Here is a 15,715-nt window from a genome sequence, read left to right on the forward strand (position 1 = left end):
TTCGTCGAGAGCGGCGTCCCGAACGGGGTTGGATTCGGGCCCCGGCCCGGGGTTGGATTCGGGCCCCGGCACCGGGTTGGATTCGGGCCCCGGCCCGGTGTTCGATCCGGAACACGGCTGGCGGCTGCACCACCAGGTGGCGGTGCGGCCGGAGCCGTTCGGGGCGCTGCTCTACCACTTCGGGACGCGCAAGCTGTCATTCCTGAAGAACCGGACGATCGTTGACGTCGTCAACGCGCTGTCCGACCACCCCGACGTCCGATCCGCCTGCCGCGCCGCCGGTATCGACGACGCGCAGCAGGCACCGTACCTGCACGCACTTTCTGTGCTTGCCCAATCGAAAATGCTGGTCCCGCAATGACGTCCACCGATTCGGCGCACGCGCCGGCCACCAATTCGGCGCTCGCGCCGGCCGCCCAGCCCGTGCCTCGGCTCGTCGAGCAGTTCGAGCATGGCCTCGACGCCCCGATCTGCCTCACCTGGGAGCTGACCTACGCGTGCAACCTAGCGTGCGTGCACTGCCTGTCGTCGTCGGGCAAGCGCGACCCGCGTGAGCTGAGCACCCAGCAGTGCAAGGACATCATCGACGAACTCGAGCGCATGCAGGTGTTCTACGTCAACATCGGCGGCGGCGAGCCGACCGTGCGTTCGGACTTCTGGGAACTCGTCGACTACGCCACCGCACATCACGTCGGCGTGAAGTTCTCCACCAACGGCGTGCGCATCACGCCCGAGGTGGCAACTCGGTTGGCCGCCAGCGACTACGTCGATGTGCAAATCTCGCTCGACGGCGCGACCGCGGAGGTCAACGACGCCGTGCGTGGCACCGGTTCGTTCGCGATGGCCACCCGGGCGCTGCAGAACCTCGCCGACGCCGGCTTCAAGGACGCCAAGATCTCGGTGGTCGTCACCCGCCACAACGTCGACCAGCTCGACGAATTCGCCGCTCTCGCAGCGCAGTACGGTGCCACACTGCGGATCACGCGACTGCGCCCCTCCGGCCGCGGCGCCGACACCTGGGACGACCTGCACCCGACCGCCGACCAGCAGCGACAGTTGTACAACTGGCTGGTGGCCAAGGGGGACGGAGTGCTCACCGGCGACTCGTTCTTCCACCTGTCCGGACTGGGCGCGCCCGGCGCGCTGGCCGGGCTCAACCTGTGCGGCGCCGGCCGGGTGGTCTGCCTCATCGACCCCGTCGGCGACGTCTACGCCTGCCCGTTCGCAATCCACGACAAGTTCCTGGCCGGAAACATCTTGTCCGACGGTGGTTTTCAGAACGTCTGGCAGCACGCACCACTGTTCCGCGAGTTGCGCGAGCCGCAGTCGGCAGGTGCGTGCGGAAGCTGCGGCCATTACGACAGCTGCCGTGGCGGCTGCATGGCCGCCAAGTTCTTCACCGGTTTGCCACTGGACGGCCCTGACCCCGAATGCGTGGAGGGCTGGGGTGCCCCTGCCTTGGAACGGGAGCGCGTCAAACCCAAACCCAGTGGTGACCACTCCAGGGGAACCAAACAAGGTCCGGTGGCCCTCAAGCTGCTGACCAAACCCCCGGCCCGATTCTGCAACGAAAGTCCGGTGTGATCATGGCTGACACGTGGTTCGAAACAGTCGCCGCCGCTCAGGAGCGGGCCAAGCGTCGGCTTCCCAAGCCGGTGTACTCGGCGCTGATCGCCGCGAGCGAGAAGGGCGTGACGGTTTCCGACAACGTCGACGCCTTCGCCGAGTTGGGCTTCGCGCCGCACGTCATCGGGGCGACCGAGAAGCGCGACCTGGCCACCACCGTGATGGGACAAGAGATTTCGCTGCCCGTGCTGATCTCGCCGACGGGGGTGCAGGCGGTCCACCCCGAAGGCGAGGTCGCGGTCGCACGCGCGGCAGCCGCCCGCGGCACTGCGATGGGTCTGTCGTCTTTCGCCAGCAAGCCGATCGAAGAGGTGATCGCGGCCAACCCCAAGCTCTTCTTCCAGGTCTACTGGCTCGGTGGCCGGGACGCGATCGCGGCCAGGGTCGAGCGGGCCCGCGAGGCCGGCGCCGTCGGGCTGATCGTGACCACTGACTGGAGCTTCTCGCATGGCCGCGACTGGGGCAGCCCGAAGATCCCCGAGCAGATGGATCTGCGAACGACCGTGCGCATGCTCCCGACGGGACTGACCCGGCCGAGTTGGATGTGGCAATGGGGCAAGACCCTGCGGCCGCCGAACCTGCGGGTGCCCAATCAGGCGGCGCGCGGCGAGCCGGGCCCGCCGTTCTTCGCCGCCTACGGCGAGTGGATGGGCACGCCCCCGCCGACCTGGGAAGACATCGCGTGGCTTCGCGAGCTGTGGGGCGGTCCCTTCATGCTGAAGGGGGTGATGCGGGTTGACGACGCCAAACGCGCTGTGGATGCCGGGGTTTCGGCGATCTCCGTGTCGAACCACGGTGGCAACAACCTGGACGGGACACCGGCATCGATCCGTGCCCTGCCTGCGATCGCCGAGGCGGTCGGAGACGACGTCGAGGTGCTGCTCGACGGCGGCATCCGCCGGGGCAGCGACGTGGTGAAGGCCGTCGCGCTCGGCGCTCGTGCGGTGATGATCGGCCGGGCATACCTGTGGGGCCTCGCGGCCAACGGCCAGGCCGGTGTCGAGAACGTGCTCGACGTCCTGCGCGGCGGCATCGATTCTGCATTGATGGGTCTGGGTCGCGCGTCGGTGCATGATCTCGAGACCGAGGACATCCTGGTTCCGCCCGACTTCGTCCGGGCACTCGGCGTGCCCGGCGGCCCGACCGCTTGACCGCGACGGCGTCAGAGGGAACTCGCTGGTAGAGGCGGGACGCACGAGGCTGGCGGGACGGTGTCGATGGTGGTATCGAAAATTCCACCGAATGAATTGCTGCGCATGCGCCAACAATTGGCGCACGACAGGTGAATTCGGCCTACCATCGGCGGGTGCCATCTGTCAGCGAGCTCGCGAATGCGACGTCGAAGCAGCTGCAGAGCACCCCGTCAGCCCTGCTCGTCCCCGTCGGCTCCACCGAGCAGCACGGTCCGCATCTACCGCTGGACACCGACACGAGAATCGCGACGGCCGTCGCTCGAGCCGTTGCTGACCAACTGGCCGGCCGCAATGAATTGAATTGGATGGTCGCGCCCGCGATCGGCTACGGCGCGAGCGGTGAACATGAGGAGTTCAGCGGCACCGTGTCGATCGGCACGGCTGCGCTGCGGTTGTTGCTGGTGGAGTACGGCCGGTCCGCATCGCGATGGGCTTCGCGGCTGGTCTTCGTCAACGGTCACGGAGGCAACGTCGAGGCGCTGGCGGCGGCGACGGCTTTGCTGCGCTACGAGGGCCGCGATGCAGGTTGGTGCTCGTGCACCGTGGCGGGCGCCGATGCGCACGCCGGTCACACCGAAACGTCTGTATTGCTACATATTTCGCCGCAGGACGTTCGTATCCACGAAACTGTGCCCGGCAATGTTTCCCCCCTTCGCGAACTCATTCCGGAACTGCGACGGTCAGGCGTCGCCGCGGTGAGCGAGGTCGGCGTGCTCGGCGACCCCACCACCGCGACGGAGGAAGACGGCGCCCGGATCTTTCCCGATATGGTCGGGGCATGCCTGCGACGGATCACCCGCTGGGTACCTGACCGCGACGGGATGTTGACATGACCGGACCGCGGCTACCCGACGGCTTCGCCGTCCAGGTCGATCGCCGGGTGAAGGTGCTCGGTGAAGGGTCCGCCCTCCTCGGCGGTTCCCCGACCCGTCTTCTGCGCCTGGCGCCGGCCGCGCAGACCATGCTCAGCGGCGGTCGGCTCGAGGTGCACGACGCGGTCAGCGCGCAGGTGGCACGGGCGCTGCTCGATGCGACCGTGGCACATCCACGGCCCGCCAGCGGTCCGTCCCACCGGGATGTCACCGTGGTGATACCGGTGCGCGACAATGCTTCTGGCGTGCGCCGGCTGCTCACAGCGGTGCGCGGCCTTCGTGTCATCGTCGTCGACGACGGCTCGGCCACCCCGCTCGAGCGGTCCGACTTCACAGATCTGCACGGCGACGTGCTGGTGCTTCGCCACGACCGCAGCAGGGGACCGGCGGCGGCCCGCAACACCGGCCTGGCGGCGTGCAACACCGATTTCGTGGCCTTCCTGGACAGCGACGTCGTGCCGCGGCGTGGATGGCTGGAGGCGCTGCTCGGCCACTTCTGCGATCCCGCCGTGGGGCTGGTGGCGCCCCGCATCGTCGGCTTGCGTGAACCCGACAACGTCGTCGCCCGGTACGAGGCGGTGCGGTCGTCGCTCGACCTCGGTCTGCGGGAGGCCCCGGTGATGCCGTACGGCACGGTGTCCTACGTCCCCAGCGCCGCGATCATCTGCCGCCGGTCCATGCTCAGCGAGGTCGGCGGCTTCGACGAGACGCTGAGGTCAGGCGAAGACGTCGACCTGTGCTGGCGTCTCATCGAGTCAGGGACGCGTCTGCGCTACGAACCGATCGCGCTGGTCGCGCACGACCATCGTACGCGACTGCGAGAGTGGTTCTCGCGCAGGTCTTTCTACGGCGAAGCCGCCGCGCCGCTGTCGGTCCGGCATCCCGGCAAGACCGCTCCGCTGGTGATCTCGGGCTGGACGCTGTTGGCATGGATGCTGATGGCGATGGGCTCATCGATCGGGTACCTGGCCTCGATCATCGTTGCGACCGTCACCGGCCGCCGCATCGCCAAGTCGCTGTCCAGCGTCGAAACCGAGCCCAGGGACGTCGCGGTGGTGGCGGCGCACGGACTGTGGTCCGCCGCCATGCAGCTCGCGTCGGCGATCTGTCGGCACTACTGGCCGCTGGCCCTGATCGCCGCGCTGCTGTCCAGGCGGTGTCGGCAGGTGGTGCTGCTGGCCGCGGTCATCGAAGGGATCGTCGACTGGTTGGCGCGCAATGGCAGCGCCGAGGACGACACCCCACGGGTCGGGCTGCTCACCTACATCGTCCTCAAACGCCTCGACGACATCGCCTACGGCACCGGGCTGTGGGCCGGCGTGGTCCGCGAGCGACATCTCGGCGCGCTCAAACCCCAGATCCGGACCTGAAACGACGCTCTTCGCGTGCGCAGTGAATCTATTGCACCTCGCGTGCGCGGTGAATCATTTGCTCCTCGCGTGCGCAGTGAATCATTTGCTCCTCACGTGCGCAGTGACGTCCTGATCGTCGGTGCCGGCAGCGCCGGTTCCGTTCTGGCCGACCGACTCTCCACAGATCCGTCGTGCGTGGTCACGGTCGTCGAATCGGGCCCGGGACCGTCGGACCCTCGGGTGCTGACGCAGATCAGCGACGGGTTGCGGCTGCCGATCGGGGCCGCCAGCTCTGTGGTGCGACGATTTCCGACCACGCTGACCGTCGACCCGCCACGGCATGCGCAGATCATGCGCGGCGCCGTGGTGGGGGGATCGGGGGCGGTCAACGGCGGCTACTTCTGCCGAGGACTGCCGTCGGACTTCGACGGCTGGGGACTCCCCGAATGGGCCTGGACAGAAGTGCTGCCGCATTTCCGCGCCATCGAAACCGATCTGGACTTCGACAACGCGATACACGGGTCGGAGGGTCCGATACTGATCCGGCGGGTGGCCGAATTCGACGGATGCACAGCGTCTTTCGTGAACGCCGCCACCGCCGCGGGTCACCCGTGGATCGATGATCTCAACGGGTCGACGCCCGACGCGCCGCTGCGCCCCGGAGTGGGAGCGGTGCCGCTGAACATCCACCAGGGCACCCGCGTCGGCCCCGGCGGTGCCCATCTGCAACCCGCGATGGACCGGGCGAACCTCACCCTGCTCGCCAATACCCGCGTCCAGCGAATCCGGATCGTCGCCGGCCGTGCGGTCGGAGTGAGCTGCGTGGGCCCGCAAGGCGCCGTCGACCTTGACGCCGACCGAATCGTCTTGTGCGCAGGCGCAATCGGCTCGGCTCACCTTCTGATGCTGTCCGGCATCGGCCCGAGTGACGTTCTGGCGGCGGCGGGAATACCGGTGACCGTCGATCTGCCGGTGGGCACGCAAACGTCGGACCACCCTGAATGGGTACTACCGGTGAGTTGGTCGGAAACACACGGACTGCCTCCGCTGGAGGCGGTGCTGACCACAGAAGATTCTCTCGAGATCCGCCCGTATACGGCGGGATTCGGAGCGATGGTGAGCGGCCGCCGCGACGATCCCGGTGACCATCCCCACATCGGGGTGACGTTGATGCGGCCGAAATCTCGAGGACGGGTGCGCGTCGTCACCGACGACCCCGATACCCCTCCGGCCATCGAACATCGTTACGACACCGAACCCGACGACATCGCGAAACTGGAGACCGGAACCGCGCTCGCTCGTGACCTCATCGGTGCGACAACAGAACTCGGTCCGGTGACGTGGTCGACATCGCAGCACCTGTCGGGGACCGCGCCGATGGGCGCCGACGGGGATGAGGCGGCGGTGGTCGATTCGCGGTGCGGCGTGCGGGGCGTCGACCGGTTGTGGGTGGTCGACGGGTCGGTGTTGCCCGCGATCCCCAGCCGGGGCCCGCACGCGACGATCGTCATGCTCGGACATCGGGCGGCCGGATTCGTCGTCTGACCGCGCGGTCGGAGCTGACGAAAGCGAACTGCTGCCAGCAGCAGGGTCGAGGCGTCGATATCCTGGGCGGGGCCGGACGAGCGTGCTTCGAGACAACGGAGGGGATCAAACGATGAGCGGCGGGAGTACTGATCCGCGGCCGGCCCGCTCCCGGGCCCGCCTGCTCAACGCTGCGACGACGTTGCTGCGGTCCGGGGGGCCGAACGCCGTCACGATCGACGCGGTGACCCGGACCGCCAACGTGGCGCGGGCCACGCTGTATCGCCACTTCTCCAGCGCCAACGATCTGATGGCCGCGGCGTTCATGAGCCTGCTCAACCCGGCGCCGATGCCGCCCGCCGAAGGCAGTCTGCGGGATCGGTTGATCGCGGTGGTGGTGGGCTGGGCGGAGTCGATCGCCGAGGTGCCCGCGATGATCACGGCCATGACGTGGATGGCCTCCGGACCCGATGTCGACACGTATCCCCAAGCGCAGCAAGCGGGTTCGGACGCGGTCAGCACTCTCAGGGCGCGGATCATCCAGCTGTATTCGGTGCCGTTCGACGCGATCCTCGACAGTGCGCAGGCGGCCGAGGAACTCGACGAGGTGGATCGTATGCGGGCCATCGCCTTGCTCATCGGCCCGTTGGTTCTCGGCAAGCTGTCGACTGTGGCCGATTTCGACTACCGGGCGTGCGCCGAGGCGGCCGTCGACGGCTTCTTGGCCACGCACGCCAAGAAGCCGGACGGCGTCACCTGAGCGAGTAGCGAATCGGGAGGTGCTTGAGGCCGCCGACGAAGGTGGTGGCGGTCAGTTCGGGGGCGCCGGCCAACTCGATCGACTCCAGGCGGGGGATGAGTTCGGTGAAGAAGCTGTTCATCTCCATCCGCGCCAGCGCGGCGCCGAGACAGAAGTGCACGCCGTAGCCGAATGAGACGTGTTTGTTCGGGTCGCGGCTGACGTCGAAGCGAAACGGCTCGTCGAACACCTCTTCGTCTCGGTTGCCGGAAACGTAAGCGAGGTAAACGGATTCACCCTTGGCGATGTTCACACCCCTGACCTCGGTGTCCTCGGCTGCGGTGCGCATGAACTCCTTGACCGGCGTCGACCACCGGATCATCTCCTCGACGGCTGTCGGCATCAGGTCCGGATCGTGCCGCAGCCGGTCCAGTTCGTCGGGGTTCTCGATCAGGGCGTGCAGCCCGCCGGAAATGGCGTCCTTGGTGGTGTCGTGCCCGGCACTGGCGACGATCACGTAGTAGGACGCGGTGTCCATGTCCGACAACGGTTCACCGTCGATGCGGCCGTTCGCGATGGCCGACGCGAGGTCCTCGGTCGGGTTGGCTCGTCGCGAGGCGGTGAGCTTGGCGAAATAGTTGAAGAAGTCTGCGAGCACCGCGAGCATGTCCTCGGGTTTCTGGCCGCGCTGGAACTCCTCGTCGTCGCCGCCGAACATCTCCTGGGTGAGCATGTGCATGCGGGGGAAGTCCTCTTCGGGCAGGCCGAGTAGCGACATGATCACGTAGAGCGGGAAGTTCACCGCGATCTCGGTGACGAAGTCGCACTCCGGACCGATCTCGCGCATCCTGTCGACGTAGCGTTTGGCCAGTTCGTCGACGCGGACCTTCAACGCGCGCATCGCCTTGGGGCGGAACCAGTCCGCGCCGATCGCACGCACTTTGCGGTGGTGCGGGTCGTCCATGTGGATCAGCGTCCGCAGCCCGATACCCGCCTCCAATTGCGCCTTCAGGACGTCGTCGGCCTCGGCCGTCGCGAGCAACGGCCGAGGCTCGGACAGCCAGAGGTTGTTGTCGCGCTCGATGGCCATGATGTCGGCGTGCTTGGTGATCGCCCAGAACGGCCGGTAGGGCGGGTTGTCGACCCACGCCACCGGATTGTTCGCCCGTAGATAGGACAGCGCCTCGTGGAGTCGCGCGTCGTCGGCGTAGCCCTTCGGGTCGGCCAGTACCTTCGCGGCGTCATCCATCGTCGGGGTGCTCATCGGGGCTCCTTCACTACCGGGCTGCGGACAAACTTGACGCGTGTCAAGTCGACAGTCTATGTGACGGGCGCCACGTCGCAAAGGGCCGCGGCCAACTTGCTCAGTAGGCTCGGCGTTCGTGCCCTTGCGATGCCCCCGTCGACTCCGGGCGACCGCGGTGCTGTTCGCCATCGCGGGTCTGCTCGCGGGATGCGCGGGCAAAGAGACGGCCGCCGAAGGTGTGCCCGTCGATCCCGGGGTGGCGCAGACCGCTGCGGGTGCGGTCCGCGGGACCGTCGCCGCCGATCATCGGTACTTCGCCGGAATCCCCTACGCCGCAGCACCAGTCGGCGCGTTACGTTGGCAACCGCCGGCACCGGTCGCCCCCTGGACGGGATTCCGCGACGCGACCCGCCCGGGCGCGCGCTGCATCCAGGACACGAGTTCCGACGTCGACCATCGTCCGCCCAGCGAGGACTGTCTGACCCTCAACGTCTGGACGCCGCCACCTGCCGGCGACGCGAAACCGGTGATGGTATGGATTCACGGCGGCAGTTTTTTGAACGGCAGCGGCGACATCTACCGGGCGCGGCAGCTGGCCAGTCGCGGTGTCGTCGTCGTCACGATGAACTACCGCCTCGGCGCCCTCGGCTTCCTCGCCCACCCTGCATTCGGTTCCGACGGTGACGTCGGCAACTACGGCTTGGCCGACCAACAGGCGGCGCTGCGCTGGGTGCGCGACAACATCGCCGAATTCGGCGGCGATCCGGACAAAGTCACGATCGCGGGCGAATCGGCGGGCGGAATGGCGGTGTGTGACCACCTCGTCGCACCCGGGTCCCAGGGCCTGTTCAGCGCGGCGATCATCCAGAGCGCGCCGTGTCAGGCGCAATACGACCTGCCGGCCGCACAGCAGGCCAGCACCGCTTACGCCGCCGGAATCGGATGCGCCGATCCGCTTGTCGCCGCGCAGTGTCTTCGCTCGCTGCCCGCGGACCGATTCCGGGCCCCGCTGACGTATGCCGGGTTCGGGACCGAACGAGTGAGTGGCCCGGTGGCGGGAACCCCTGCGCTGCCGGAGAATTCGTTCACCGCGATCACCAGCGGGAAGGCCGCCCGGGTGCCGGTCATGATCGGCACCACCGAAGTCGAGTTCGCGTTGTTCGCAGCGTTGCAGTTTCTGCGCGGGCGCCCGTTCGACGCCGCCCACTACCCAGAACTGCTCGCCGAGGTCTTCGGGCCGCACGCGGCCGCCGTGGCGGCGCACTACCCGCCCGACCGGTACGGCGGCAACGTCGCACTGGCCTACTCGGCAGCCGTGACGGCGGCCGACTTCGCGTGCGTGGCCGACCGGATGGCCGATGCACTGTCCGGCCAACCCGTCTACGCCTACGAGTTCGCCGACGACGAGGCGCCGGCGCCAGAGCCGTTGCGCGAAGCGCCGTTCCCGGTCGGGGCCGCCCATTCGCTCGAGCTGCGGTATCTGTTCGACGTCGGCGGCGCGCCCCCGCTGAGCCCCGCCCAACAGCGGCTGTCCGACAAAATGATCGACTACTGGGCGCGATTCGTCGCGACCGGTTCACCGGGGCCGGACTGGCCGGAACTCAGGACAGCGCAGGCGGGTGAGCGGATGCGGTTGCAACCGGACGCGAGCCACGTCGTCACCGACTTCGAACAGCGACATCAGTGCGCGTTCTGGGAGAGCCTGCCGAGCTGAGCCGGCGGATCAGGCGGGTGTGACCCAGCAGGTGATGTCGGCGTGTACGACCTCGGTGCCGGCCCGGTCCACCACGCTCACGGGCACCACGACATCGGCGCCTTCGGTGATCGAGCTGAAGTCCGGCGGCGCCAGGCGCGCCTGGGCGCGCAGCGACGTGGTCGCCTTGTCCAGATATTCGACGTTCATCGCCTTGGGGATCCAGCGGTGGCTGGTCGGCACGCTGGCCTCCATCACCATGCCCATCGCCATTTCGGCGGCGTTGCACGACGCGATTGCGTGCACCGTGCGCAGGTGGTTGTGAATGAAGAACCACTTGGGCACCCTGACCTCGGCGTAGCCGGGTTCCATTCGCACGACGTGCGGGACGATGGAGGCGAAATACGGCACCCGCGCGATCGCCGCGGCCGAGAACAGCCGGGTGCCGCCCGGCATCGCGGACAGGCGTTTCCATGCGCGGTATGTGGAGGTCGGGGCGGCCATGGGGGAGTACCTTACTCACCGGTAAGATGATGCCGGCGCGGTGACACCGGCGTCGCCGGGTTTCCCGTGGCCAGGGATTTGGAGCGTGCCGTTTTCTAGGGCATACTGTTCGGGTTGCCTTGAGCCGGGACGGTGCCTGTTCGGACCGCGTGGCCGGGGCATACGACCGGCGCCCAACCGGGCGCATCCGGTGCCATTCTCGATCGTGACGATTTTCGCCGCGGACGAGTGTGCGTGCGGGCGACACACCCGACCGCGGGGACCGGTGGACCACAGACAGAAGAACAGCGGCGGCATAGCAGCGCGAGGCTCGATTGCCGGCGGCCCGATTTCGGGCCCTGTATGAGTGAGGTAGGAGAAGCGTGGCGGGACAGAAGATCCGCATCAGGCTCAAGGCCTACGACCACGAGGCGATTGACGCCTCGGCGCGCAAGATCGTGGAAACGGTCACCAGAACCGGCGCCAGCGTGGTCGGCCCTGTGCCGCTGCCGACCGAGAAGAACGTGTACTGCGTCATCCGGTCCCCGCACAAGTACAAGGACTCGCGGGAGCACTTCGAGATGCGCACCCACAAGCGGCTGATCGACATCCTCGACCCCACGCCGAAGACGGTCGACGCGCTCATGCGCATCGATCTGCCGGCCAGCGTCGACGTCAACATTCAGTAGGAGATTCCAGAAAACCATGGCGAGAAAAGGAATTCTGGGCACCAAGCTGGGCATGACGCAGGTGTTCGACGAGAACAACCGGGTCGTGCCGGTGACGGTCGTCAAGGCCGGGCCCAATGTTGTGACGCGCATCCGCACGACGGAGCGTGACGGCTACAGCGCGGTGCAGCTGGCCTACGGCGAGATCAGCCCGCGCAAGGTGAACAAGCCTGTGACAGGGCAGTATTCGGCCGCCGGGGTGAACCCGCGCCGCCATCTGGCGGAGCTGCGGCTCGATGACGAGGCCGCCGCTGCTGAATACGAGATCGGTCAGGAGCTGACCGCCGAGATCTTCGCCGACGGCACCTACGTCGACGTGACCGGCACCAGCAAGGGCAAGGGCTTCGCCGGCACGATGAAGCGCCACGGCTTCCGTGGCCAGGGTGCCAGCCACGGCGCCCAGGCGGTGCACCGCCGCCCCGGCTCCATCGGTGGCTGCGCCACCCCGGGCCGGGTGTTCAAGGGCACCCGGATGTCCGGGCGGATGGGCAACGACCGGGTGACGACGCAGAACCTGCTGGTGCACAAGGTCGATGCCGAGAATGGCGTGCTGCTCATCAAGGGCGCCATCCCCGGCCGCAACGGCGGGCTCGTGATGGTCCGCAGCGCAATCAAGCGAGGCGAGAAGTAATGGCTGCCGAAAAGACACTCAAGATCGACGTCCACACCCCGGGCGGTACGAAGGACGGCTCGGTAGAACTACCGGCCGAGCTCTTCGATGTCGAGGCGAACATCGCGTTGATGCACCAGGTGGTGACGGCGCAGCTGGCCGCGGCGCGGCAGGGCACCCACTCGACAAAGACGCGCGGTGAGGTTTCCGGCGGCGGCAAGAAGCCGTACCGGCAGAAGGGCACCGGCCGCGCCCGGCAGGGCTCGACCCGGGCGCCGCAGTTCGCCGGCGGCGGCACGGTGCACGGCCCCAAGCCGCGTGACTACAGCGAGCGCACTCCGAAGAAGATGATCCGCGCAGCGCTGCGAGGAGCCCTGTCGGACCGGGCCCGCAACGGCCGTATCCATGCGGTCACGGAGCTGATCGAGGGCCAGACGCCGTCGACCAAGAGCGCCAAGGCGTTCCTTGCCACGCTCACCGATCGCAAGCAGGTGCTGGTCGTGATCGGCCGGACCGATGAGACGGGCGCCAAGAGCGTGCGCAACCTCCCCGGCGTGCACGTGATCTCACCGGATCAGCTCAACACCCACGACGTGCTGAAGGCCGATGACGTGGTGTTCAGCGTGGAAGCGCTGAACAGCTACATCAGCGCGAATACCAAGAAGGACAAAGAGGAGGTGTCGGCCTGATGGCGACCGTCACTGACCCCCGCGACATCATCTTGTCCCCGGTCATCTCCGAGAAGTCCTACGGGTTGATCGAAGACAACGTGTACACGTTCATCGTGCACCCCGACTCGAACAAGACGCAGATCAAGATCGCGGTGGAGAAGATCTTCGGCGTCAAGGTCGATTCGGTGAACACCGCGAACCGGCAGGGCAAGCGCAAGCGCACCCGCACCGGCTACGGCAAGCGCAAGAACACCAAGCGCGCCATCGTGACGCTGGCCGCGGGCAGCAAGCCCATCGACCTGTTCGGAGCACCGGCTTGATTTTTTCAGGCCGGCGACGGAGGAAGACCTAGAGAATCATGGCAATTCGCAAGTACAAGCCGACGACCCCCGGTCGCCGCGGTGCCAGCGTCTCCGACTTCGCTGAGATCACTCGCGACCATCCGGAGAAGTCGCTGGTTCGGCCGCTGCACGGCAAGGGCGGGCGAAACGCCCACGGCCGCATCACGACACGGCACAAGGGCGGCGGGCACAAGCGCGCCTACCGGGTGATCGACTTCCGGCGCAACGACAAGGACGGTGTCAACGCCAAGGTCGCGCACATCGAGTACGACCCGAACCGCACCGCGAACATCGCGCTGCTGCACTACTTCGACGGCGAGAAGCGCTACATCATCGCCCCCGAGGGACTCAAGCAGGGCGCCATCGTGGAGTCGGGTCCCAACGCCGACATCAAGGCGGGCAACAACCTTCCGCTGCGCAACATCCCCGCGGGCACCCTGGTTCACGCGGTGGAGTTGCGTCCCGGTGGCGGCGCCAAGCTCGCCCGGTCCGCCGGCTCCAGCATCCAGTTGCTGGGCAAGGAAGGCAGCTACGCCTCGCTGCGTATGCCGTCCGGTGAGATCCGCCGCGTCGACGTGCGCTGCCGCGCGACCGTCGGCGAGGTGGGCAACGCCGAGCAAGCAAACATCAACTGGGGTAAGGCCGGCCGCATGCGGTGGAAGGGTAAGCGCCCCACCGTCCGCGGTGTCGTGATGAACCCGGTCGACCACCCGCACGGCGGTGGTGAGGGTAAGACCTCCGGTGGTCGCCACCCGGTGAGCCCGTGGGGTAAGCCGGAGGGCCGTACCCGCAAGCCGAACAAGTCGAGCAACAAGCTCATCGTCCGACGCCGGCGCACCGGCAAGAAGCGCTAGGCCGCGGAAGGAGTAGCAGCGATGCCTCGTAGTTTGAAGAAGGGTCCGTTCGTCGACGACCATCTGCTCAAGAAGGTCGACGCTCAGAACGAGAAGAACACCAAGCAGGTCATCAAGACCTGGTCACGTCGGTCGACCATTATCCCCGACTTCATCGGGCACACCTTCGCGGTGCACGACGGCCGCAAGCACGTCCCGGTGTTCGTCACCGAGGCGATGGTCGGGCACAAGCTCGGCGAGTTCGCGCCGACCCGCACGTTCAAGGGTCACATCAAGGACGACCGGAAGGCTAAGCGCCGGTAATGAGTACGACGACTGAATATCCGACTGCCGTCGCCAAGGCGCGCTTCGTGCGCGTGTCGGCGACGAAGGCGCGCCGGGTCATCGACCTGGTGCGCGGCAAATCGGTGTCCGACGCGCTGGACATCCTGCGGTGGGCACCGCAAGCGGCCAGCGAGCCGGTCGCCAAGGTCATCGCGAGTGCCGCGGCCAATGCGCAGAACAACGAGGGCCTGGATCCGTCCACGCTCGTGGTCGCCACCGTCTACGCCGACGAGGGTCCGACCGCCAAGCGCATCCGCCCGCGCGCCCAGGGCCGCGCGTTCCGGATTCGCAAGCGCACCAGCCACATCACTGTGATCGTGGAAAGCAGGCCGAGCCGGGAACAGCGTGGCACCGGCCAGACGGCCAGCGCGGCCCGCGCGCGTCGCGCACAGGGCAGCAAGGCGGCGGCGGCCAAGAAGGCGCCCGCGAACAAGGCGTCCGCAGCCGCCCCGGAGGAGACATCGAGCACGGCTGAGGCGCCCGCCAAGAAGGCGCCGGCCAAGAAGGCAGCCGCGAAGAAGGCAGCCCCCAAGAAGACTGCTGAAGCGTCAGACGCGAAGGAGGGCTCGGAGTAGTGGGCCAGAAAATCAACCCCCACGGCTTCCGGCTCGGTATCACCACCGACTGGAAGTCCCGGTGGTATGCCGACAAGCAGTACAAGGACTACGTCAAGGAAGATGTGGCGATCCGACGGCTGCTGGCCACCGGTCTCGAGCGCGCAGGCATCGCCGATGTGGAGATCGAAAGGACTCGCGACAGAGTCCGAGTCGACATCCACACCGCCCGCCCGGGCATCGTGATCGGCCGCCGCGGCACCGAAGCCGACCGCATCCGCGCCGACCTGGAGAAGCTGACCGGTAAGCAGGTGCAGCTGAACATCCTCGAGGTGAAAAACCCTGAGTCGCAAGCTCAGTTGGTGGCCCAAGGTGTCGCCGAGCAGCTTTCGAACCGCGTGGCGTTCCGCCGCGCCATGCGCAAGGCCATCCAGTCGGCGATGCGCCAGCCCAATGTCAAGGGCATCCGGGTGCAATGCTCGGGCCGTCTCGGCGGCGCCGAGATGAGCCGCTCGGAGTTCTACCGCGAAGGCCGCGTGCCGCTGCACACGCTGCGCGCCGACATCGACTACGGCCTGTACGAGGCGAAGACGACGTTCGGTCGCATCGGCGTGAAGGTGTGGATCTACAAGGGCGACATCGTCGGTGGCAAGCGCGAGCTGGCGGCCGCGGTGCCGGCGGGCTCGGATCGTCCACGCCGCGAACGTCCTTCGGGCACCCGGCCGCGCCGTAGCGGCGCATCGGGCACCACCGCGACGAGCACGGAAGCCGGTCGTGCCGCCTCCGGCGGCGAAGCCGGCCGCGCCGCCACCGAAGCTGCGCCCGCCGCCGCCGAGGCCGCTGCGGGAACCGAAGCCGCGGCCGGAGCTGCGGCGGAGACGACGACTGAAAAGACGGAGAGCTGA

Annotated in this window: 18 protein-coding genes; 16 read left to right on the forward strand and 2 right to left on the reverse strand. The window is 67.6% G+C overall.

Annotated elements, in window-relative coordinates; translation table 11 throughout:
• The first annotated feature begins 52 nt into the window (after positions 1-52).
• The 7 genes from mftB to AU187_RS17585 all read left to right on the forward strand — a co-directional run bounded on the left by mftB (position 53) and on the right by AU187_RS17585 (position 7,327).
• Entirely contained in the window at positions 53-361 is a 309-nt protein-coding gene (gene mftB, locus AU187_RS17555) for a mycofactocin biosynthesis chaperone MftB (RefSeq protein WP_059167147.1), read from the forward strand.
• Entirely contained in the window at positions 358-1,584 is a 1,227-nt protein-coding gene (gene mftC / locus AU187_RS17560) for a mycofactocin radical SAM maturase (protein ID WP_156442375.1), read from the forward strand. Before mftB ends, mftC begins: the two co-directional genes overlap by 4 nt.
• A gap of 2 nt (positions 1,585-1,586) precedes the next feature.
• Entirely contained in the window at positions 1,587-2,777 is a 1,191-nt protein-coding gene (gene mftD, locus AU187_RS17565) for a pre-mycofactocin synthase MftD (protein ID WP_059167019.1), read from the forward strand.
• 131 nt (positions 2,778-2,908) lie between these two features.
• Positions 2,909-3,652 carry a mycofactocin biosynthesis peptidyl-dipeptidase MftE gene (gene mftE / locus AU187_RS17570; RefSeq protein ID WP_059167020.1) on the forward strand — a complete coding sequence of 248 codons (744 nt, stop codon included), beginning with the start codon at positions 2,909-2,911 and terminating at the stop codon, positions 3,650-3,652.
• Positions 3,649-5,061, forward strand: coding sequence for a mycofactocin biosynthesis glycosyltransferase MftF (gene mftF / locus AU187_RS17575; RefSeq protein WP_059167021.1), 1,413 nt, complete (start codon positions 3,649-3,651; stop codon positions 5,059-5,061). The genes mftE and mftF overlap by 4 nt, the downstream gene beginning before the upstream one ends.
• Positions 5,062-5,157: 96 nt before the next feature.
• Positions 5,158-6,588, forward strand: coding sequence for a mycofactocin dehydrogenase MftG (mftG, locus tag AU187_RS17580; RefSeq protein ID WP_059167022.1), 1,431 nt, complete (start codon positions 5,158-5,160; stop codon positions 6,586-6,588).
• A 112-nt stretch (positions 6,589-6,700) separates the two neighbouring features.
• Positions 6,701-7,327 (forward strand): TetR/AcrR family transcriptional regulator, encoded by a 627-nt coding sequence (locus AU187_RS17585; RefSeq protein ID WP_059167023.1) that lies wholly within the window; start codon positions 6,701-6,703, stop codon positions 7,325-7,327.
• Here AU187_RS17585 and AU187_RS17590 read toward each other — a convergent pair.
• Entirely contained in the window at positions 7,320-8,570 is a 1,251-nt protein-coding gene (locus AU187_RS17590) for a cytochrome P450 (protein WP_059167024.1), read from the reverse strand. The genes AU187_RS17585 and AU187_RS17590 overlap by 8 nt on opposite strands.
• Positions 8,571-8,688: 118 nt before the next feature.
• Between AU187_RS17590 and AU187_RS17595 the strand changes: the two genes are divergently transcribed.
• Complete coding sequence (locus AU187_RS17595; protein WP_502687773.1) at positions 8,689-10,266, forward strand: carboxylesterase/lipase family protein; 1,578 nt, start codon at positions 8,689-8,691, stop codon at positions 10,264-10,266.
• A gap of 9 nt (positions 10,267-10,275) precedes the next feature.
• Here AU187_RS17595 and AU187_RS17600 read toward each other — a convergent pair whose 3' ends face one another.
• Positions 10,276-10,749 carry a hotdog fold domain-containing protein gene (locus AU187_RS17600; RefSeq protein WP_059167025.1) on the reverse strand — a complete coding sequence of 158 codons (474 nt, stop codon included), beginning with the start codon at positions 10,747-10,749 and terminating at the stop codon, positions 10,276-10,278.
• Between the two features lie 362 nt (positions 10,750-11,111).
• On the opposite strand from AU187_RS17600, the gene rpsJ reads away from it, so the two are divergent.
• The 8 genes from rpsJ to rpsC are packed head-to-tail and all read left to right on the forward strand — an operon-like array spanning position 11,112 to position 15,715.
• Positions 11,112-11,417 (forward strand): 30S ribosomal protein S10, encoded by a 306-nt coding sequence (rpsJ, locus tag AU187_RS17605; RefSeq protein WP_003883485.1) that lies wholly within the window; start codon positions 11,112-11,114, stop codon positions 11,415-11,417.
• Positions 11,418-11,433: 16 nt separating this feature from the next.
• Positions 11,434-12,087 carry a 50S ribosomal protein L3 gene (gene rplC / locus AU187_RS17610; RefSeq protein WP_059101347.1) on the forward strand — a complete coding sequence of 218 codons (654 nt, stop codon included), beginning with the start codon at positions 11,434-11,436 and terminating at the stop codon, positions 12,085-12,087.
• Positions 12,087-12,755: a 50S ribosomal protein L4 gene (gene rplD / locus AU187_RS17615; RefSeq protein ID WP_059167026.1), complete on the forward strand. Its 669-nt coding sequence runs from the start codon at positions 12,087-12,089 to the stop codon at positions 12,753-12,755. The genes rplC and rplD overlap by 1 nt, the downstream gene beginning before the upstream one ends.
• Entirely contained in the window at positions 12,755-13,057 is a 303-nt protein-coding gene (rplW, locus tag AU187_RS17620; RefSeq protein WP_059101349.1) for a 50S ribosomal protein L23, read from the forward strand. The genes rplD and rplW overlap by 1 nt, the downstream gene beginning before the upstream one ends.
• Before the next feature lie 38 nt (positions 13,058-13,095).
• A complete protein-coding gene (gene rplB, locus AU187_RS17625) occupies positions 13,096-13,932 on the forward strand; it encodes a 50S ribosomal protein L2 (protein ID WP_059101350.1) in 837 nt (278 codons plus the stop codon).
• Positions 13,933-13,953: 21 nt separating this feature from the next.
• Positions 13,954-14,235 carry a 30S ribosomal protein S19 gene (gene rpsS / locus AU187_RS17630; RefSeq protein ID WP_007167837.1) on the forward strand — a complete coding sequence of 94 codons (282 nt, stop codon included), beginning with the start codon at positions 13,954-13,956 and terminating at the stop codon, positions 14,233-14,235.
• The gene (gene rplV / locus AU187_RS17635) at positions 14,235-14,831 is read left to right on the forward strand and encodes a 50S ribosomal protein L22 (protein ID WP_059167027.1); all 597 of its coding nucleotides are present in this window, start codon (positions 14,235-14,237) and stop codon (positions 14,829-14,831) included. Before rpsS ends, rplV begins: the two co-directional genes overlap by 1 nt.
• Positions 14,831-15,715, forward strand: a complete 885-nt coding sequence (gene rpsC, locus AU187_RS17640) for a 30S ribosomal protein S3 (RefSeq protein WP_059101352.1) — start codon at positions 14,831-14,833, stop codon at positions 15,713-15,715. Before rplV ends, rpsC begins: the two co-directional genes overlap by 1 nt.

The organism is Mycobacterium sp. IS-1556, assembly GCF_001499985.1.
GTDB lineage: Bacteria > Actinomycetota > Actinomycetes > Mycobacteriales > Mycobacteriaceae > Mycobacterium.